Origin of the sequence: Duganella sp. Root336D2 (assembly GCF_001425005.1) — a bacterium.
Taxonomy (GTDB): domain Bacteria; phylum Pseudomonadota; class Gammaproteobacteria; order Burkholderiales; family Burkholderiaceae_D; genus Rugamonas.
This window is the reverse complement of record NZ_LMDB01000001.1, coordinates 676025-693491: the sequence shown is the minus strand read 5'-3', so window position 1 is coordinate 693491 and position 17467 is coordinate 676025. Positions and strand designations below refer to the sequence as shown.

Annotated in this window: 19 protein-coding genes; 11 read left to right on the top strand and 8 right to left on the bottom strand. The window is 61.9% G+C overall.

What is annotated here, in order from left to right:
* Positions 1–2 precede the first annotated feature (2 nt).
* Genes ASD07_RS02820 through ASD07_RS02805 form a run of 4 tightly spaced genes read right to left on the bottom strand, consistent with a single transcriptional unit; the run spans position 3 to position 3495 of the window.
* Positions 3–830 (bottom strand): MetQ/NlpA family ABC transporter substrate-binding protein, encoded by an 828-nt coding sequence (locus ASD07_RS02820; RefSeq protein ID WP_055924825.1) that lies wholly within the window; start codon positions 828–830, stop codon positions 3–5.
* 12 nt (positions 831–842) lie between these two features.
* Positions 843–1505, bottom strand: a complete 663-nt coding sequence (locus ASD07_RS02815) for a methionine ABC transporter permease (protein ID WP_055924822.1) — start codon at positions 1503–1505, stop codon at positions 843–845.
* On the bottom strand, positions 1498–2304 hold the full coding sequence (locus ASD07_RS02810; protein WP_055924817.1) for a methionine ABC transporter ATP-binding protein: 807 nt from the start codon (positions 2302–2304) through the stop codon (positions 1498–1500). The genes ASD07_RS02815 and ASD07_RS02810 overlap by 8 nt, the downstream gene beginning before the upstream one ends.
* A gap of 3 nt (positions 2305–2307) precedes the next feature.
* Complete coding sequence (locus tag ASD07_RS02805; RefSeq protein WP_055924814.1) at positions 2308–3495, bottom strand: acyl-CoA dehydrogenase family protein; 1188 nt, start codon at positions 3493–3495, stop codon at positions 2308–2310.
* A 130-nt stretch (positions 3496–3625) separates the two neighbouring features.
* Here ASD07_RS02805 and ssuE point away from each other — a divergent pair, with 130 nt between their 5' ends.
* From ssuE to ASD07_RS29880, 8 genes are all read left to right on the top strand, one after another.
* Positions 3626–4186: an NADPH-dependent FMN reductase gene (ssuE, locus tag ASD07_RS02800; protein ID WP_055924811.1), complete on the top strand. Its 561-nt coding sequence runs from the start codon at positions 3626–3628 to the stop codon at positions 4184–4186.
* An 8-nt stretch (positions 4187–4194) separates the two neighbouring features.
* Complete coding sequence (locus ASD07_RS02795) at positions 4195–5175, top strand: sulfonate ABC transporter substrate-binding protein (RefSeq protein WP_055924808.1); 981 nt, start codon at positions 4195–4197, stop codon at positions 5173–5175.
* A gap of 10 nt (positions 5176–5185) precedes the next feature.
* Entirely contained in the window at positions 5186–6334 is a 1149-nt protein-coding gene (gene ssuD, locus ASD07_RS02790; protein ID WP_055924804.1) for an FMNH2-dependent alkanesulfonate monooxygenase, read from the top strand.
* Position 6335: 1 nt separating this feature from the next.
* Positions 6336–7094 (top strand): aliphatic sulfonate ABC transporter permease SsuC, encoded by a 759-nt coding sequence (ssuC, locus tag ASD07_RS02785; RefSeq protein WP_055924801.1) that lies wholly within the window; start codon positions 6336–6338, stop codon positions 7092–7094.
* A gap of 9 nt (positions 7095–7103) precedes the next feature.
* Complete coding sequence (locus ASD07_RS02780; RefSeq protein ID WP_055924800.1) at positions 7104–7910, top strand: ATP-binding cassette domain-containing protein; 807 nt, start codon at positions 7104–7106, stop codon at positions 7908–7910.
* A 126-nt stretch (positions 7911–8036) separates the two neighbouring features.
* Positions 8037–8603: a YceI family protein gene (locus ASD07_RS02775; RefSeq protein ID WP_055924797.1), complete on the top strand. Its 567-nt coding sequence runs from the start codon at positions 8037–8039 to the stop codon at positions 8601–8603.
* Between the two features lie 5 nt (positions 8604–8608).
* Entirely contained in the window at positions 8609–10369 is a 1761-nt protein-coding gene (locus ASD07_RS02770; protein WP_055924794.1) for an amidohydrolase, read from the top strand.
* Between the two features lie 164 nt (positions 10370–10533).
* Positions 10534–10737 (top strand): hypothetical protein, encoded by a 204-nt coding sequence (locus ASD07_RS29880; protein ID WP_082507069.1) that lies wholly within the window; start codon positions 10534–10536, stop codon positions 10735–10737.
* 286 nt (positions 10738–11023) lie between these two features.
* On the opposite strand, the gene ASD07_RS02760 is transcribed toward ASD07_RS29880, so the two are convergent.
* From ASD07_RS02760 to ASD07_RS02750, 3 genes are all read right to left on the bottom strand, one after another.
* On the bottom strand, positions 11024–11722 hold the full coding sequence (locus ASD07_RS02760) for a hypothetical protein (protein WP_229207032.1): 699 nt from the start codon (positions 11720–11722) through the stop codon (positions 11024–11026).
* A 293-nt stretch (positions 11723–12015) separates the two neighbouring features.
* On the bottom strand, positions 12016–12633 hold the full coding sequence (locus ASD07_RS02755; RefSeq protein WP_055924789.1) for a hypothetical protein: 618 nt from the start codon (positions 12631–12633) through the stop codon (positions 12016–12018).
* Positions 12630–14264 (bottom strand): ATP-binding protein, encoded by a 1635-nt coding sequence (locus tag ASD07_RS02750; protein ID WP_255356974.1) that lies wholly within the window; start codon positions 14262–14264, stop codon positions 12630–12632. The genes ASD07_RS02755 and ASD07_RS02750 overlap by 4 nt, the downstream gene beginning before the upstream one ends.
* Positions 14265–14443: 179 nt before the next feature.
* On the opposite strand from ASD07_RS02750, the gene ASD07_RS02745 reads away from it, so the two are divergent.
* The gene (locus ASD07_RS02745) at positions 14444–15073 is read left to right on the top strand and encodes a LysE family translocator (RefSeq protein ID WP_055925319.1); all 630 of its coding nucleotides are present in this window, start codon (positions 14444–14446) and stop codon (positions 15071–15073) included.
* Here ASD07_RS02745 and ASD07_RS02740 read toward each other — a convergent pair.
* Positions 15057–15623 carry a YceI family protein gene (locus ASD07_RS02740; protein ID WP_229207030.1) on the bottom strand — a complete coding sequence of 189 codons (567 nt, stop codon included), beginning with the start codon at positions 15621–15623 and terminating at the stop codon, positions 15057–15059. The two genes, ASD07_RS02745 and ASD07_RS02740, sit on opposite strands and share 17 nt — an antisense overlap.
* 495 nt (positions 15624–16118) lie before the next feature.
* Between ASD07_RS02740 and ASD07_RS02735 the strand changes: the two genes are divergently transcribed.
* Complete coding sequence (locus ASD07_RS02735) at positions 16119–16817, top strand: glutathione S-transferase family protein (protein ID WP_055924782.1); 699 nt, start codon at positions 16119–16121, stop codon at positions 16815–16817.
* Between the two features lie 24 nt (positions 16818–16841).
* Positions 16842–17465, top strand: a complete 624-nt coding sequence (locus tag ASD07_RS02730; protein ID WP_055924779.1) for a glutathione S-transferase family protein — start codon at positions 16842–16844, stop codon at positions 17463–17465.
* Positions 17466–17467 lie beyond the last annotated feature (2 nt).

Here is a 17467-nt window from a genome sequence, read left to right as displayed (position 1 = left end):
TGCTACTGCGCCTTTTCCAGGGCGAGCTGGTAGTCGGTCTTGGCGTAGTCCCGGAAATGCTTATTGGTCACGGCAAGGAATTCCTTCGACTTGTAGGCAGCTTCGATATCGCGCGCAAACTGTTTGTCCTTGTCGGCGGTGCGGACCGCGACCAGGTTCACGTAGTTGGGCGAAATCTTTTCAGTAATCAGGGCTTCGTTCAATTTGAGGCCCGACGCCAAGGCGTAGTTGCCGTTGATGAAGGAATAGTCGGCATCCTGCAGCGAGCGCGGAAGCTGGGCCGCTTCCAGCGGCAGCAGCCTGACCTTCTTCAGGTTCTGTGCAACGTCACGCTCGGAGGCCCGCAGAGGATCGACGCCTGCCTTCAACTTGAGCCAGCCAAGCTGCTCCAGCAGCACCAGGGCGCGTGCCTGGTTGGTTGGATCGTTGGGCAGGGCTACGGTGCTGCCGTCGCGGACTTCGGTCAACGCCTTGTGCTTCCTGCTGTAGATGGCGATCGGCGCGGTCGGGATGGTAACCAGCGGCGACAGGGCGAGCTTATGTTCGGCCGCAAACTTGTTCAGGTAGACGATGTGCTGGAATACGTTGGCATCCAGCGAACCCTCGGCCAGCGCAATATTCGGCTGCACATAGTCGTTGAACTCCACCAGTGTGACCTGGTAGCCCTGCTTTTCGAGGATGGGTTTGATGCCAAGCTTGATCTGGTCGGCATAGGGACCGGCGCTGGTGCCGATCACAAGTTGCTTCGGGTCTTTGGCGGCTGCGGTGCCGCCAGCGAGGGTCAGTGCGGCCAGCGCGGCCAGCAGTACGGAACGTCGTAATACAGTCATTTTCACTCCTTGTTATCGTTTATCGAGGCGGCGCGCCAGGCGGTTGCCGGCGAACTGGATTGCCTGCACCAGCACCACCAGCAGGGCGACGGTGGCGAACATCACGTCGGTCTCAAAGCGGTAATAGCCATAGCGGATGGCGAGGTCGCCGATGCCGCCACCGCCCACCACCCCGGCCACTGCGGAATAGGACAGGAAGCTGATTGCCAGCACAGTCAGGGCCAGCACCAGGCCTGAACGCGATTCGACCAGCAGCACGCGCAGCACGATCTGCAGCTCACTGGCGCCTATTGCATGGGCCGCCTCGATCACGCCGCGCGGCACTTCGCGCAGGTTCTGTTCGACCAGGCGCGCGAAGTAGGGAATGGCTGCCACCGATAGCGGCACGGCTGCCGCCAGTGGGCCGATCGAGGTGCCGGCAATCGCCCTCGTAAACGGCACCAGAGACACCAGCAGTATGATGAAGGGGAAGGAGCGCACCGTATTTACCAGCCAGCCGAGGAGGGCGGACAGGGGCCGGTTCTGCAGCGACTGGCCGTCTCCGACCAGGAACAGCAGGATGCCGAGTGGGCCTCCCAGCAATACCGCCACCGACAAGCCGATGCCAAGCATGGTGCCCGTTTGCGTCAGCGCTTCGGCCAGTTCGGGCAGCAGCGAAAGGAATTTTTCAAACATGAACTGGCTCCTTGCGCAGGGACACGTCGGTGGCCAGCGCAGCTTGCGCCGACAGGGCTGCGAGTTCGCGGCCGAGCGCGGTCCGGCGCGGAGCCTGCCAGTCCGCGACGCGGAACTGTTCGGCGACGACTCCATTCTCGATGACTGCAACGCGCTGGCAGATCGAAGCCAGCACATCGAGTTCGTGGCTGACGATGACGATGGTCACGCCGAGCCTCCGGTTGACGTCCTGTAAGGTCGCCAGCAGCGCGCGAGTAGTTTCGGCGTCCAGCGCCGAGGCAGGTTCGTCGCAAAGCAGGACTGCCGGTTTGCTGGCCAGGGCGCGGGCAATTGCCACCCTTTGCTGCTGCCCGCCGGACAGGCGCGAAGGGTAGCTGCTTGCCTTCTCTTCAAGGTCCACCAGGGCCAGGCATTCCTGCACGCGGAGGGCAATCTCCTGCGGGCTTTGAGCACCGTGGATACGCAAGGGGAAAGCGACGTTCCCGGCCACCGTTGCGTTTCGCAGCAGGTTGAATTGCTGGAAGATCATGCCGATATTCTGCCGTGCAGTGCGCAATTCGCGCTTGCCCAGAGCAGTAAGGTCGTCACCATCCACCACGACACGGCCGCTGTCGGGGCGCTCCAACAGGTTGATCATGCGCAGCAGCGTCGATTTGCCGGCGCCGCTCTTGCCAGCCAGGCCGAATATTTCACCGCGCTGTATTGACAGGCTGATGCCGCGCACTGCATGCAGGCGCTCGCCAGGCCCGTGCGCAAAACTGCGCTCGACCTGGTCCAGTTGAATAAGTGGTGTGGTCATGGATCAGGAATAGGCAGTCGGTTCCGGCAAGGTGCGGTGCAGGGCGTAGCGCCCGAGGTCGCGGTATTTGTAGTCGATCGGGTCGTGCAGGGTATGCACGCGCACGTTGCGCCAGAAACGGTCCAGGCCCAGCTTGTTGGAAGTTGCACGGGCCCCGGTCAGCTCGAACAGCTGGTTCGATACTTCGATGCCGGCGCGGTGCGACAGGACCTTGGCTTCGGCCACGGAGATGGCCAGTTCGCCGCGTTCACGCTCGGTCAGCAAAGCGCCTTTGCCCAATGCCGCATCGAGCTCGTGCGCGGCATGGTTCGCCAGTACGGCGGCGGGGCGCAGCAGCGTCCATAACTCGCCGTAGCGGTGCTGAACGAACGGATCTTCGGTGGCGGCGGCTACGTTGGATGCGAACCAGGGCCGTGATTGCTCGCTGGTGAAGCTGCGGGCCGCTTCGAACGCGCCTTCTGCGATGCCGAGGTAAAGGTTGGTCATGATCAGTTGCGCTACTTGCGAACGCAGGGTGGCGCGCGGCGCCGGTGTTTCGCCCGGCGGCAGCAGGACAAGGCTGGCCGGCAGCGCGACATCGCGGAATTCCACGGTACCGCTATCTGTCTGCTTCTGGCCGAAGGCATCCCAGTCGGCGCGGATCGAAACTCCTGCGGTGGTGCTGGGGAGTACTCCGATCAGCGCACTTTGTGTTGGTGCATGCCATGCCGAGATCGTGAGCCAGTCCGAACCCACCGAGCCTGAGCTGAAGCTTTTCACGCCCTTCAGCACAAATCCATCACCCTGTTCGTTCGCGACGGTGCGCTGGTCGAGCGGGTTCAGTGCATTGCCCCAGAACAGGCCTTGCTCAACAGTGGCCGTTAGCAGTTCGCGCTGCTGGCGCGCATTGCCGTACAACTGGATGCCCGCGAGTTGCAGGTGGTGGAAGCCGAACAGGTGAGCCAGCGCGCTGTCGGCGCGCGCCAGGATGCGGATCACCTGGTTCACCGTGCTCCAGTTGGCGCCGGCGCCGCCGAATTCGCGCGGCACAGAGAGGGTAAGTAGTCCGGATTCGCGCAGCAGGCGGCGTTCGCGTGCCGCATGGCCGCCCTGGCGGTCGCGTTCTACGGCGCTGGCAGCGAAGGTGCTTGCCAGTTCCTCGGCAATTTCCAGGGGATCGGTTGGTTGCGGCTTGAGTAGAGCGCTGGTCATGGGATGTCTTTCGGGTTGCGATGCTTTTTAGTATTGCCTCCGACGCAAGCAAGCGTCCACGAAGAAAATTGAATAACCATTTGCGAAACAATTCGTTTGCCTTGCGAACCGTGCGCCTTACGCTAGGCCCATGACTATCTTGCTTATCAGCGGCAGCCCCGCACAACCATCCAGTTCCAGCCGCCTGCTGCAGCACATCGGCGAGCGACTCGCAGTGCTCGGACACCGGTATAACCGCATCCACGTCCGCGACCTGCCGCCGCGCGCCTTGCTGCATGGGTTGACGGAAGATCCTTCCGTACAGCGTGCCTTGCAGGCAGTGCGCGATGCCGATGCGGTGGTGATCGCAACGCCGGTGTACAAGGCTTCGTTTGCCGGCATACTGAAGGCCTTCCTCGACCTGCTGCCGCAGGACGGGCTGGCAGGCAAGGTGGTGCTGCCCATCGCGACCGGCGGCAGCCAGGCCCATTTGCTGGCCCTCGATTACGCGCTGCGGCCCGTACTGCAGGCCCTGGACGCGCGCCATGTTCTGGCCGGTATTTTCGCCACGGCGCAGCAGCTGCAATGGAACGAAGAGCACGGCCTGCTGCTCGCGCTGCCGATAGCTGCGCGGGTCGATGGCGGTGTTGCGGCGCTCTCGCAAGCATTGCTGCCGCGGCACGGTGAACTCAACGATTTTCAATCTGCATAAGGAATGCCATGAACCAGTACCAGCTAGCACGGGTGGCGCGCCGCCGCACCCTTGGACTCTTTGCCGTGGGCATTTTCCTCGCCGGCGTAGCGGCCGGCCTGCTGCCTTCCGCCGCGCTGGCGCAAGACAGGCCTGTGCTGCGTATCGGCTACCAGAAATACGGCACGCTGACTTTGCTCAAAGGCCGAGGCACACTGGAGACGCGCCTTGCGGAGAAGGGCGTCGATGTGAAATGGACCGAGTTCCCGGCCGGCCCGGTGTTGCTGGAGGGCCTGAACGTGGGCAGCATCGATTTCGGTACGGTTGGCGAAGCGCCGCCGATTTTCGCGCAGGCCGCAGGCGCCAACCTGGTCTATGTCGGCAATGAGCCGCCATCCCCGGCCAGCGAAGCGATTGTCGTGCCGAAGCAATCCACGTTGCGCAGCGTGGCCGATTTGAAGGGCAAGAAGATCGCGCTGAACAAAGGTTCGAATGTCCATTACCTGCTGCTCAAGGCGCTCGAGAAGGCCGGCCTGCAATACAAAGACGTGCAAACCGTGTTCCTGCCGCCAGCCGATGCACGTGCCGCATTCGAGCGTGGCAGCGTGGATGCCTGGGTCATATGGGATCCCTTCCTTGCCGCAGCCGAAAAGCAGCTGGGCGCGCGTGTGATCGCCGATGGCAAAGGCCTGGTGGCCAACCACCAGTTCTACCTGGCGTCGCGTGGCTATGCGCAAAGGAATCCTGAAATCGTCGGCATCGTGATCGACGAACTGGCCAAGGTGGATGCATGGGGCGCAAAGAATACGAAGGAGGTGGCGGCCATTCTGTCGGCGCAGACGGGCCTGGCGCCGCCTGTCGTTGAACTGGCAGCAACCCGCTATGCCTACGGCGTGCTTCCCGTGACCCCGCAAGTCATCCAGGAACAGCAGAAGGTGGCAGATGCCTTCGCCGCGCTCAAACTGATTCCGAAACCGATCATTGTCAGGGAAGCCCTGCTCAAGCCTTGAAGGACAACAAATGACTTCCGATATTTTCTGGTTCATTCCAACCCACGGCGACAGCCGCTACCTCGGCGCTGCGCAAGGTGCGCGCGCGGTCGATGCCGATTACCTGCGCCAGGTCGCCATAGCGGCCGATACCTTGGGTTATGACGGCGTGTTGTTGCCCACAGGCCGATCCTGCGAGGACGCCTGGGTGGTCGCCTCCACGCTTATCCCGGTGACGAAACAGCTCAAATTCCTGGTCGCGGTGCGCCCTGGCCTGTCCACGCCTGGCCTGGCCGTACGAATGGCTTCCACCTTCGACCGCTTGTCGAATGGCCGCCTGCTGGTAAACGTCGTCACCGGCGGCGACCAGCAGGAACTGGAAGCAGACGGCGTATTTGCCGACCATGCGCAGCGCTATGAGATCTCCGACGAATTCCTGCGTGTCTGGCGCGCCGCGCTGGCAGGCGAGGGCGGAGAGGCGGGCTATGACTTCGACGGCAAACACATTACCGTCAAAGGCGCGCGCACCTTGTACCCGCCGATGCAGAAACCCTACCCGCCGCTGTATTTCGGCGGCTCCTCCGAAGCGGCGCACGAATTGGCGGCGGAGCAGGTCGACGTTTACCTGACCTGGGGCGAGCCGCCTGCCGCCGTGGCCGAAAAGATCGCCGATGTGCGTGCCCGCGCCGAACGCCATGGCCGCAAGATTCGCTTCGGCATCCGCCTGCATGCAATCGTGCGCGAAACCAATGAGGAAGCCTGGGCCGCTGCCGACAAGCTGATCAGCCACCTGAGCGACGACGTCATTGCCAAGGCGCAGGCGGCATTCGGCAAGATGGATTCGGTGGGGCAGCGCCGCATGGCAGCACTGCACAGTGGCAGCCGCGACAAGCTTGAAGTCTCGCCGAACCTGTGGGCTGGCGTGGGCCTGGTGCGCGGCGGTGCGGGAACTGCATTGGTAGGAGATCCGGAAACCGTGGTGGCGCGCATTCGCGAATATGAAGCGCTCGGCATCGAAAGTTTCATCTTCTCTGGCTACCCGCACCTGGAAGAATCCTACCGCTTCGCCGAACTGGTATTCCCGCTGCTGGGCAAAGGCAAGGCGCCTGGAGAACAGTCGCTGAGCGGTCCATTCGGCGAAGTCATGGCGTCGAACATCGTGCCAAAAAAGGCGGCCTGAGATGGACTGGCGCAAGGCGCTGGCGCCCTGGGCACTGCCGCTTGCTTTGCTGCTGGCCTGGGAGCTGGCGGCGCGCATCGGCTGGCTGTCCAGCCGCATCCTGCCCGAACCGCTGGCGGTGGTGCAAGCCTTCTGGACGCTGGCAGTATCGGGCGAACTGTGGCAACACCTGAAAACCAGCTTATGGCGCGCCACCAGTGGCTTCGCCATCGGTTCCAGTGCAGGCCTGGCGCTCGGCCTGCTGACCGGGACCTGGCGCCTTGCCGAGACGCTGCTCGATACCACGCTGCAGATGGTGCGCAACATTCCCGCCCTGGCCCTGATACCGCTGGTGATCCTGTGGTTCGGCATCGATGAGACGGCCAAGCTGTTCCTGCTGGCGGTAGGGGTGTTCTTCCCCGTCTACCTGAACACCTTCCACGGCATCCGCTCCACCGATGCCGGACTGGTTGAAATGGCGCGCAGCTACGGATTGCGCGGCTGGCCGCTGTACCGCGAAGTGATCCTGCCGGCGGCCTTGCCTTCGATACTGGTTGGAGTGCGTTTCTCGCTTGGACTGGTGTGGGTGCTGCTGATCGTTGCCGAAACTATTTCCGCGCAAGCCGGCATCGGCTACATGACGATGAATGCGCGTGAATTCCTGCAGACCGACGTGGTACTGGTCGGCATCCTGCTGTACGCGGTGCTGGGCAAGCTGGCCGACATGCTGGCGCGCGGACTCGAAAAATACTATTTGCGCTGGAACCCAGCCTACCGATAAGGAGCACCCATGTTGCTGGCACCCACCTCCATCGACTGTGATCTGCTGGCCTATGCGCGCCAGGAAAATTCCCCGCCCGAGCGGAAGCCAGTAGCGCGGCTGGGTGCAAGTATCGCGCTGGAAGGACTGGGCAAGGCCTACGGGGCGCGGCGCGTGCTGCACGGCGTCGACCTGCACCTGAAGGCCTGTGAATTCGTCGCAATAGTAGGGCGCAGCGGCTGCGGCAAAAGCACGCTGCTGCGCGCAATTGCCGGCGTCGAAAAGGCCGACGAGGGCACCGCCCATGTCGGTAACGGCGTCGCGGATGCCAGCCTGCGCATCATGTTCCAGGAACCGCGCCTGCTGCCATGGAAGACGGTGCTGCAGAACGTCGCGCTCGGGCTGCCATATGGCCTGGGGCGCGCCGCTGCAGCGCTTTCCACCGTAGGCCTGGCTGAACGCGCCGACGACTGGCCGGCCGAACTGTCCGGTGGCCAGCGTCAGCGCGTGGCATTGGCGCGCGCGCTGGTGCACGAACCGAACGTGCTGCTGCTGGACGAGCCGCTGGGCGCGCTCGATGCACTGACGCGTATCGAAATGCAGCAATTGGTCGAATCCCTGTGGCGCCAGCGCGGGTTCACCGCCGTCCTGGTGACGCACGACGTGCAAGAGGCGCTGGCCCTGGCCGACCGCGTGCTGCTGGTGGAAGACGGCCGCATTGCCCTCGACCTGCCGGTACCGTTGCCGCGTCCCAGGCAGCGCGGCGGCGCCGCCTTTGCCGCCCTCGAGCAGCGCTTGCTGGCGCGCCTGTTGCGGCCCACTACCTCGAAAGGGTGATTGTTTTTCGCTCCAGGCTAGTGCCTACTATCGAAAAAGTCGATCAGTAGCGCGCACATTATGCGTTTTACACTGATCGGCAGTCGTCGCATAATGGGCCACCATCCCCTACTTGGAGTCTAGACAATGAAAAAACTGATCGCCTTTGCCCTCGCCGCTGGTTTCTCGCTCGCCGCATCGGCCGCCCCTGAAACCTACAATATCGATCCAACTCATTCCTTCTCGCGCTTCGAATACAGCCATTTCGGCTATTCGACCCAGGTGAACAAGTTCAATAGCACCACCGGCAAGATCCAGCTCGACCGCGCCGCCAAGACCGGCTCGGTGGAAGTGAGCATCGACCCGAAATCGGTCAATACCGGCTCCGACCTGTTCAACGGGCACCTGCAAGGTCCTGACTTCCTCGATTCGGCCAAATATCCTGCCATTACCTACAAGTCGACCAAATTCCTGTTCAACGGCGACAAGGTGGTCGGCGTGGAAGGCAACCTGACCATCAAGGGCGTGACCAAGCCAGTAAACCTGGAAGTGACTTCCTTCCAATGCATGCCGCACCCGATGGTGAAGAAAGACGCTTGCGGCGCCAATGCGATCGCCAAGATCAAGCGCTCCGACTTCGGCGCCGGTAAGTACGCACCGCACGTCAGCGACGACTTGACCCTCGGCTTCTCGATCGAATCGATCAAGGAATAAAGTCCATGACCAGACCGTTGCTGGCCGCAGCCTTGCTGGCTGCCGGCCTGTCGCATGCCCATGCGACGGACATCATCATCACCAATGGCAAAGTCGCCACGATGGCGCGTGAAGGCAGCTTCGCGCAGGCAGTAGCCGTCAAGGGCGGCGTGATTGCCGCGGTGGGCAGCAATGCCCAGGTGCTCAAGCTGAAGAAGCCGGGCACGCAGGTAATCGACGCCGGCGGCCGCACGGTCATTCCTGGTCTGAACGACTCCCACCTCCACATCATCCGCCAGGGCCTCAACTACAACGCCGAGCTGCGTTGGGATGGCGTCACCTCGTTGAAACGCGCCATGCAGATGCTGCGCGAGCAGGCGGCCCGTACGCCGGACGGTGCGTGGATCAAGGTGGTGGGCGGATTCAATGAATTCCAGTTCGAAGAAAAGCGCCTGCCGACGCTGGAAGAGCTGAATGAGGCGGTGCCGGATAAGCCGGTGTTCATCCTCTACCTGTACGGCCTTGGCTTTGTGAACAGGAAGGGCATTGAAGTCCTGGGCTACGACAAGGACACCAAATACAAGGACGGTGTGGTGGAACTGGGCGCCGACGGCAAGCCGACCGGCCTGTTGGTGGCCAAGCCGAACGCTATGGTGCTGTACTCCACGCTGGGCAAGACCGGCGCGCTGCCGCGCGAGCAGCAACTGAATTCCACCGTCCAGTACTACCGCGAGATGAACCGACTTGGCGTGACCAGCGCTATCGACGCGGGCGGCGGCGGCCAGGCCTATCCCGACGATTACGCAGTCAGCCTGGAGTTGGCCAAGGGCGGCAAGCTGACAGTGCGCACCTCCTACTACCTGTTCGCGCAAAAGCCGGGCAAGGAGCTGGAAGACTACCAGCGCTGGCTGGCCATGACCAAGCCTGGCCACAACGACCATATGTTCTACCCCAACGGCTACAACACCGAAGGGGCGGGGGAGAACCTGGTGTGGAGCGCAGCAGACTTCGAGAACTTCCTCGAACCGCGTCCCGACATGCCGGGCCATATGGAAAGCGAGCTGGAACCCGTCTTGCGGCTGCTGGTGAAGAACCGCTGGCCGTTCCGCATCCACGCCACGTATGGCGAATCGATCGAACGCGACCTGGCCGTGATCGAAAGGGTCAACCGCGACATGCCGTTCAACGGCTTGCGCTGGTTTTTTGATCACGCCGAGACCATCACCGACGAACAGCTGGCGCGTGTGAAGAAACTGGGCGGCGGCGTCGCGGTGCAGGACCGCATGTACTTCCAGGGCGAGCATTACTGGAAACGCTATGGCGAGCAGGCGCGCCAGATGCCGCCGATCCGCAAGATGCTGGAGATGAAGATCCCCGTCGGCCTCGGCACGGACGGCACGCGCGTGTCGAGCTACGGGCCATGGCCCTCGATCTACTGGGCGGTGACCGGCAAGACCGCGGGCGGCCTGCCGATGTGGCAGGCCAAGGACCGCCTGAGCCGCTACGAAGCGCTCAAGCTGATGACCCAAGGCAGCGCCTGGTTCAGCGGCGAAGAAAAGCTGAAGGGCCAGATCAGCAAAGGCCAATATGCCGACCTGGTGATCCTGCCGAAGGACTATTTCAGCATTCCCGAAGCCGAGATCAAGACACTGGAAAGCGCGCTGACGGTTGTGAATGGCCGCATCGTCCACGCCGGCGCCGACTTCGGCCAATACGCCCCCGAACTGCCCCTCGTGCAGCCGGAGTGGAGCCCGGTCAAGCACTATGGCGGTTACCAGAACCGCTAAGTCTCCACGGTCCCGGCTGTTATACGGCTGGGTTCGTGTCACACCTAGGGTGTGACCCCATGGTGTGACACGGCCTCGGCTGTTGGTGTTGCGGGCGGGCTATTGACTTATTGGCGTCATGGTCAATACTTCCCTGACCGCCCATCCCGCCTGAAGGTGTCCTTATGGATCTGCTGCAATTCCTGCCTCGCGTCGATTCTGCGCGCAGTGAAATCGTCGACCGTGGCATTGAGGTGCAAGCCAGTTTCAGCACCTTGTGCGCAGTCGAGTATATGAAGTCCCATAACATCGCTCCCCACATCATCCAGCGCGTCCTGCTGCAACCCGCCCAACGGCGTACAGCTGCTCAGGTTATGCACAAGAATTGACGACAAGTAACGAGCGACTTTAATTAGTTAAAGAACGCTCGTGGTAATTCGTGAGATTTTAAGTCGTTGATTTTTAAGGTGATTTTTTCTGCACATTGAACAGGCAGTTTGTTGGAAATGGCGTCGTTGAGGGCTGTTTGCCTTGTCAAGACCCTCTTATCAACAAAGATATCCACAAACAATGTGGATAATCGGAAAAGGCCTTTTCAATCCGCCACTTACGGCAACTTGCCGGGAATTCGAGGGCAAATCACTGCAGGATAACTACTGTACGTGCATACAGTCATTACTTCAGGATGTGCCCGGAGGCCTTGAAACTGCCCGATTCGGCGCCCGGCTGGACCTGGATATCCACAGTTGAGGCAGGCTGGCCGATCACGAGCTGGCCCGACCAGGCTTCACCCTTCTGCAGGCCTTGCAGGATCGCCGCGAACTGTTCGCGATGCTGGTTGTACTTGGCCAGTTGCGACTGCAGGATTTGCAGGTCGGAGTAGTTGCGCAGCGAAGAAATCACCGTGGTGAACAGCTTGCGCGTGGTGAGGTCGGTCTTGCACCAGAAATCGTTGATGTCGTAGTCGAGGATAATGCTGTGCTCGAGCGCCTGGCCCGGCTGGCCGGTACGCAGCACAATGCGCACCAGTTCATTTTTCAGTTCGGAGCGGATCTGGTTCGCCACGCGCAGGCCGGCATCGCTGGTTTCCATGATCACGTCGAGCAGCACCAGGGCCACGTCGGGATTGTTGCGCAGGGTGGTCAAGGCTTCTTCGCCGGAGTAGGCATGCAGGAAGCTGAGGCGGCGCCCCATGAAGCATGCATTGCTGAGCGAGAATTTCGTGACCACGTGGACGTCGACGTCGTCGTCAACGATCAGCACCCGCCACGGGGCGGGATTGGCGCCTGGAGCCTGCTCGGCGGAGCTGGCTTGCGCCTCGTCGTCGATCATCCATCCTTCGCTTGAATCGTCGTCAGGAACTTTCACGTCCATGCATTTTCCTTTGTCGGTTGTGGACACACTATTCCGCGCCAGAACTTTTGTCAAAATATTTTCCGAAGGCTCAGTGAGTTGCAAAATGGCATGCACTCGACTTGGCTAAGTCATTGATTTTATTGATACTAATCGATTGCCAAAGAATTGGGCAATTTATTGAAAGCCGCGCCGTTACAGGCGAAACGGGCTGTCAAGCCCGGCTTCTCCACACGTTTATCCACAGTAGAAGTGGATAACTGTAATTTCGTCTTTAAAAACTTCGTATTACAGCAATTTTATCATCCGGACTATCAAGCTGCCGCCTTGAGCCGGTTCAGTTCGTCGAGGAAGCGCTCGCAGGCCAACCCTGGCGGCCAGGGCTCCCACGCCGGCTCGCCGTACAAGGCCTGCAGTGGATCTTCAGCGAGGGGCACGGCGGTGATTTTCAGTGTGCGCCGCACTTCCTCGTCGCTCCAGCCCACCACGTGGACCGCTTCGCTGGCGGCGGCCAGGCGGTCGGCACGCTTGTGGACCTGGTATTCCTTCGGCGTCCAGGCCGGCAAGCCGTAGCGCAGGAATACGGCCTGTTCCAGGCGTTGGCTCAGTTCGCGGAAGCTGTCGCCGAGGAAGGGTTTCAGCACCGAGATGCAGTCAAAGCCCAGCAAGCCTTCTTCCGCATCGTGCAGCAGTTCGCGCAAGGAGCGCAGCGGGTCGAGCGGGGTGGGCGACCATAGGCGCCGCAATTGCAGTACCGTGATCGAATGCTGGGCGACGGAGAGCGGCAAGGGCCAGGCCGAGTGGCCACCCCAGCGATAGGTGCGCGCCAGGCCCAGAGCGAGGTCGGCGTCGTCCCAATCGAAGGGCGTGGGGTCCAGCAAGTCCAGCCGGCGGCCGGATGGCATGCGCACCCAGGCGCGTTGTGTCGTCATGCAGCTATCGTATCGTCGCGACGCAGGTCGGCGCAAGCTTGCAGGATCAGTGTCCCGAGTTCCGGCAACAGGGCGGTGGCTGCTTCCAGGTCGCCGGCCGCGCTGGCCTTTTCCATTTGATGGCACAGGGTGTGCAGTTCGGGGGCGCTCAGGTAGCCGCAACTGCCTTTCAGGGCGTGGAAGGCGCTGGTGGCGCCCTCGCCATCGCCGTTCTGCAGCGCCAGGCGGCCTTCGTCGAGCCGGCGCGGGGCTTCTTCCAGGAAGGCTTGCGCGATGCGCTGCTGGTGGCGCGCGGTCATGCCGCTGAGCGGCAGGATGTGGATGGCCGGGCTGGCTGGCTCCACGCCGAACATGTCGTCCAGTTCCGCCAGGGTGGGCGTGGTGCGCGGCAGGCTGCGGCCGCGATTGAGCAACTGGGTGATGGTTTTTTCAAGCTGGTCGAACAGCAGCCGTTCGTCGACCGGCTTGCTGAGGAAGGCGTCCATGCCGGCCGACAGGTAGCGTGCGCGATCGAGGTCGCTGGCATTGGCGGTGAGGGCGATGATCGGTATCAGCGGGTCGCGTGAGGGGTAGTCCTGGCTGCCGCCGCGGCGTATCAGGCGCGCCGCCTGTTCGCCGTCCATTTGCGGCATGCGGCCATCCATCAGCACCACGTCGAAGTCCTTTTCATTCAGGGCACGCAGGGCTTCCAGGCCGTTTTCGGCGACAGTTACTTCGTGGCCCATGCCTTCCAGCAGGGTGCTGATGATGATCTGGTTGGTGCGCACGTCTTCCGCGCACAGCACGCGCAAGCGGTAGGCATGGCGCAGGTGGGCCGGGATCTTGACCGGATCCTGCTCCGGCGGTCCGCCCAGGGCCAGCGGCAGCGAGAAGCGCAGCGTGGTGCCTTTGCCGAGGCGGGTATCGGCTTCGATCTGGCCGCCCATCAGGTCGACCAGCTCTTTGCAGATGGCCAGGCCCAGTCCTGGGCCGTCGGCGCGGCGGGTGGACGAGAGGTCGGCCGGCTCGAATTTGCGGAACAGGCGCGGCAGCATTTCCAGCGGGATGCCGGGGCCGGTATCGCTGATGCTGAAGCTGACGCGTGCCAGGCCGTCGGTCGTCTCGCCGGAGGCGCGCAGCCTTACTTCGCCGCGTTCCGTGAATTTGATGGCGTTGCCCAGCAGGTTGAGCAGGATCTGGCGGATGCGGTTGGGGTCGCCCTGCACGTGGCGCGGCAGGCCCGGCGCCAGCTCGCAGCGCAGCAGCAGGGCCTTGGCATCGGCTTGCGGGCGCAGGATGGTGATGGCTTCGTCGATGATGTCGATCAGGTCCAGGTCCTGGGTGTTGATCGACAGGCGGCCGGCGTCGATGCGGGAGAAATCGAGCAGGTCGTTCAGGATGGCCAGCAGGGCTTCGCTGTTCTTCAGGCCGATGCGCAGGTATTCTCCTGTGCGGTCGGCGATGGTGCGGTCGCGCAGGGCAAATTTCAACATGCCGATCACGCCGGCCAGTGGCGTACGGATGTCGTGGCTCATGGCCGCCAGAAAGTCGATGCGGTGGCGGCCCAGTTTCTCATTTTGAATCTGGGTTTGCCTCAGCGCGGCTTCCCGCGCTTGTAATTGCTTCTTTAGGCTGCGGTTCTCCCATATCAACAGGATAAGCGCCGCCAACCCCAGAATTAATAAGAGGGGCGCAACTAGTTCAATAGACGATGCAAACGAAGAAAGCAAAATATTAATGATCTCCTCAATAGTAATTATTGTAATGGACAAATAAACATGGTGTGATACTGAATTGTTATGCCCCGGCGCACTCGTGTATGATCCCGGCTATGTTAATTACTCCTGAACAAGGGCTGGCCTTCCTGGCCGCCGCCATGCTGATTACTGTTTCCCCAGGGCCGGATAACCTGATGGTATTAAGTATGGGCATGTCTCGTGGACGCCAGCAGGGCGTGGTTTTCGGCCTGGGCTGCGCCCTGGGTTGCCTTAGCCATACCCTGCTGGCTGCGCTGGGCGTGGGCGCGCTGATTGCCGCATCCCCGACAGCGTTTACCGCGCTCAAGGTTGCGGGTGGACTCTACCTGATCTGGATGGGTTATGGCGCACTGCGCAGCAAGGGCGGTGCGCAGGTGGGCCAGGTGGCCTTGCCGCAGGAGTCTTTGGGCAAGCTGTTTGCCAAAGGTTTGTTCGCCAATGCGATCAATCCGAAGGTGGTGCTGTTCTTCCTGTCCTTCCTGCCGCAGTTCGTGGTGGCAGGGCGCGGAGATGCCAGCTGGCAGACCGCCCAGCTCGGCCTGGTCTTTACTTTGCAGGCTTGCCTGCTGTTCGGGATGCTGGGCTACTTCTCCGGCGCCGTGGGCAAGTGGATCAACCGCAACCCGCGCGCCGGCTTGTGGCTGGATCGCGGCGCCGGTGCGATTTTTGTCGGCCTGGGCCTGCGCCTTATCGTCGCGCGCTGATCGCGAATCTCAGTTCCAGCTCGTCTTTCACGGCCAGTGCCCCGCCGAAGACGGCAAACGGCGTGATGCCGAAGTCCGTCTGCTTGACTGTGAAGGTGCCGCTGGCCAGCACTGTGGCGCCTTCTTCGCGCAGGTGCAGAGGCACTTTGTACTCGCGCGTCACGCCGTGCAGGGTGACTTCGGCGCGCAGCCTGTCCTTCGTTCCCGCTTCAAATGCGGCGCGCACCAGCACCCAAGGGTGGGCCTGCGCTTGCAGCACCTTGCTGAACATGTTGCGGCGGGTGCCATCGATGGCATCGAGCGACGGTTGTGTATCCAGCCCGGCTTCCTTGCGCAGCGCGGCCTCATCCACAGTGAGCTGGTCGAGGCGGAAGCGCAGTTCAGTACGGCCCTGGTCCAGGTCCACGAAACCTTCAAGCTGGCGGGTGGCGACGACGTGATCGTGGCCCATGCGCGCCAGAGGCCCGCCGCGGCGAACGGTGATGGCGACCAGCGAGTCGCCGCCCACAATGCGGTGCGCGGACTGGCTGGCCTGCAGCGCCGGAATCACCGCTGCAGCTTGGGCGGCAGGTGGCGCGGGCGGCTGTGTAGCGCAAGCGGAAATGGCCAGAACTGCCGCTGAAATCGCGGCTCGAAAAGTCCATTTGCAAATTTTTTTTCGCATTGTGACTATTGGAGAGTTTCTATTATAAAAATTGTACTATCTTAAACGAAGTCGTGATGTTTTCGCTGTTGAGAATATCCCCCTTGCACTTTCAAATCTCTCCCGATTTGAATTCTTTTACCCGCGCAAAGACGCGGGTATTTTTTTGCCGGGTTTATTTATTCCTTAATGAACTCCTAAGCCTTGGGCGCGGAAAAGCTGGCAAAGTACGTCCATAGCGTACAGCATCCCTGTACGCCGGGTTGCCGGATTCCTCAATCCGGCACGATTTCTTCAATCCCCACGCCCTGAAAAGCGTTTTCACCGGCCGCTCCAAATTGGCCGGTTTTTTTTGCCTGTGCGGGTTATCCTTTGCGCCTCGACGCGAATTAAGGATTCCCGATGATCGACCTGTATACCGCTGCAACGCCGAACGGCCATAAGATTTCTATCGCGCTGGAAGAGCTGGCGCTGCCTTACGAGCTGCACCTGCTCGAACTGGGCAGGAATGAACAGAAGGAGCCATGGTTCACGGCCATCAACCCGAATGGCCGCATCCCGGCGATCATCGACCGCGCGAACGACAGCTTCGCGGTATTCGAATCCGGCGCCATCCTGATCTACCTGGCCGAAAAGACGGGACGCCTGATGCCGCAGGACGCCAAAGGCCGCTCGCTGGTGCTGCAATGGCTGATGTTCCAGATGGGCGGGGTCGGCCCGATGATGGGCCAGGCCAATGTGTTCTACCGCTATTTCCCTGAAAAGATCCAGCCGGCTATCGACCGCTACCAGGGCGAGTGCCGCCGCCTGTTCCGCGTGCTGGACGACCGCCTGGCGCGTCACGAGTTCCTGGCCGGCGACTATTCAATCGCCGATATCGCCAATTGGGCCTGGGTGCGTACCCACCGCTGGTCCGGCGTTGAAACCGAAGGCTTGCCGCACCTGCAGCGCTGGATTCGCCAGATTCGTTCCCGTCCTGCCGTGCTGCGTGGGATCGAGCAGCCGTCCAGCAATGTGTTGGAACGGGCGGACAGCCAGGATAAAGTCGAGCAATTTGCCGCCGAGGCGCGCAAAATGCTGGAAACCGGCCAGTCGCGCTGATTAATTGAAGCAAAAGGAGACTTGATGAAGCTGTACACCGCCCCCCGTGCCCCCAATCCGCGCCGCGTCGCCATGTTCATGGCGGAAAAGGGCATCGAACTGGATTCGCAAGCGGTCGACCTGGGCAAGGGCGAACATCGCGGCGACGCTTACCTGGCGGTGAACCCATTCGGCCGCGTGCCGGCGCTGGAGCTGGACGACGGCCGCATCCTGTGCGAAACGCGCGCCATCTGCACCTACCTGGAAGGCCTGCATCCGGCGCCGAACCTCATGGGAGAGGGCGCCGAGGAGCGTGCCTTCATCGAAATGGCCGACCGTCGCATGGAACTGCACCTGTTTGCCATCGCGGCCAACAGCATCCGCCACTCGCATCCCGGCTTTGCGCCGATCGAGAATCCCCAGTTCCCGGATTTCGGCGCATCGCAGGGCGAGAAGTTCCGTGAGAACGCGAAGTGGCTGGACGGCGTGCTGGCCAGGCAGCCCTTCGTGGCGGGGCAGCGTTTCACGATTGCCGACATCACCGGTTTTTGCGCAATCGAGTTTGCGCGCGGGCTGATGAAATTCCGTCCGTCCGACTACGGTCTGGCGCACTTGCAGGCCTGGCGCGACCGCATCGCCGAGCGTCCAAGCGCCACTGCCGGGGCCTGAGC

Bases quoted from the DNA above. Each gene is read 5' to 3' on its own strand.
- ASD07_RS02795 (WP_055924808.1), top strand. From the start codon at position 4,195: ATGAACCAGTACCAGCTAGCACGGGTGGCGCGCCGCCGCACCCTTGGA.
- ASD07_RS29880 (WP_082507069.1), top strand. From the start codon at position 10,534: ATGGATCTGCTGCAATTCCTGCCTCGCGTCGATTCTGCGCGCAGTGAA.
- ASD07_RS02735 (WP_055924782.1), top strand. From the start codon at position 16,119: ATGATCGACCTGTATACCGCTGCAACGCCGAACGGCCATAAGATTTCT.
- ASD07_RS02805 (WP_055924814.1), bottom strand. From the start codon at position 3,495: ATGACCAGCGCTCTACTCAAGCCGCAACCAACCGATCCCCTGGAAATT.
- ASD07_RS02820 (WP_055924825.1), bottom strand. From the start codon at position 830: ATGACTGTATTACGACGTTCCGTACTGCTGGCCGCGCTGGCCGCACTG.
- ASD07_RS02810 (WP_055924817.1), bottom strand. From the start codon at position 2,304: ATGACCACACCACTTATTCAACTGGACCAGGTCGAGCGCAGTTTTGCG.
- ASD07_RS02760 (WP_229207032.1), bottom strand. From the start codon at position 11,722: ATGGACGTGAAAGTTCCTGACGACGATTCAAGCGAAGGATGGATGATC.
- ASD07_RS02730 (WP_055924779.1), top strand. From the start codon at position 16,842: ATGAAGCTGTACACCGCCCCCCGTGCCCCCAATCCGCGCCGCGTCGCC.
- ASD07_RS02775 (WP_055924797.1), top strand. From the start codon at position 8,037: ATGAAAAAACTGATCGCCTTTGCCCTCGCCGCTGGTTTCTCGCTCGCC.
- ASD07_RS02745 (WP_055925319.1), top strand. From the start codon at position 14,444: ATGTTAATTACTCCTGAACAAGGGCTGGCCTTCCTGGCCGCCGCCATG.
- ssuE (WP_055924811.1), top strand. From the start codon at position 3,626: ATGACTATCTTGCTTATCAGCGGCAGCCCCGCACAACCATCCAGTTCC.
- ASD07_RS02755 (WP_055924789.1), bottom strand. From the start codon at position 12,633: ATGACGACACAACGCGCCTGGGTGCGCATGCCATCCGGCCGCCGGCTG.
- ASD07_RS02770 (WP_055924794.1), top strand. From the start codon at position 8,609: ATGACCAGACCGTTGCTGGCCGCAGCCTTGCTGGCTGCCGGCCTGTCG.
- ssuC (WP_055924801.1), top strand. From the start codon at position 6,336: ATGGACTGGCGCAAGGCGCTGGCGCCCTGGGCACTGCCGCTTGCTTTG.
- ssuD (WP_055924804.1), top strand. From the start codon at position 5,186: ATGACTTCCGATATTTTCTGGTTCATTCCAACCCACGGCGACAGCCGC.
- ASD07_RS02815 (WP_055924822.1), bottom strand. From the start codon at position 1,505: ATGTTTGAAAAATTCCTTTCGCTGCTGCCCGAACTGGCCGAAGCGCTG.
- ASD07_RS02780 (WP_055924800.1), top strand. From the start codon at position 7,104: ATGTTGCTGGCACCCACCTCCATCGACTGTGATCTGCTGGCCTATGCG.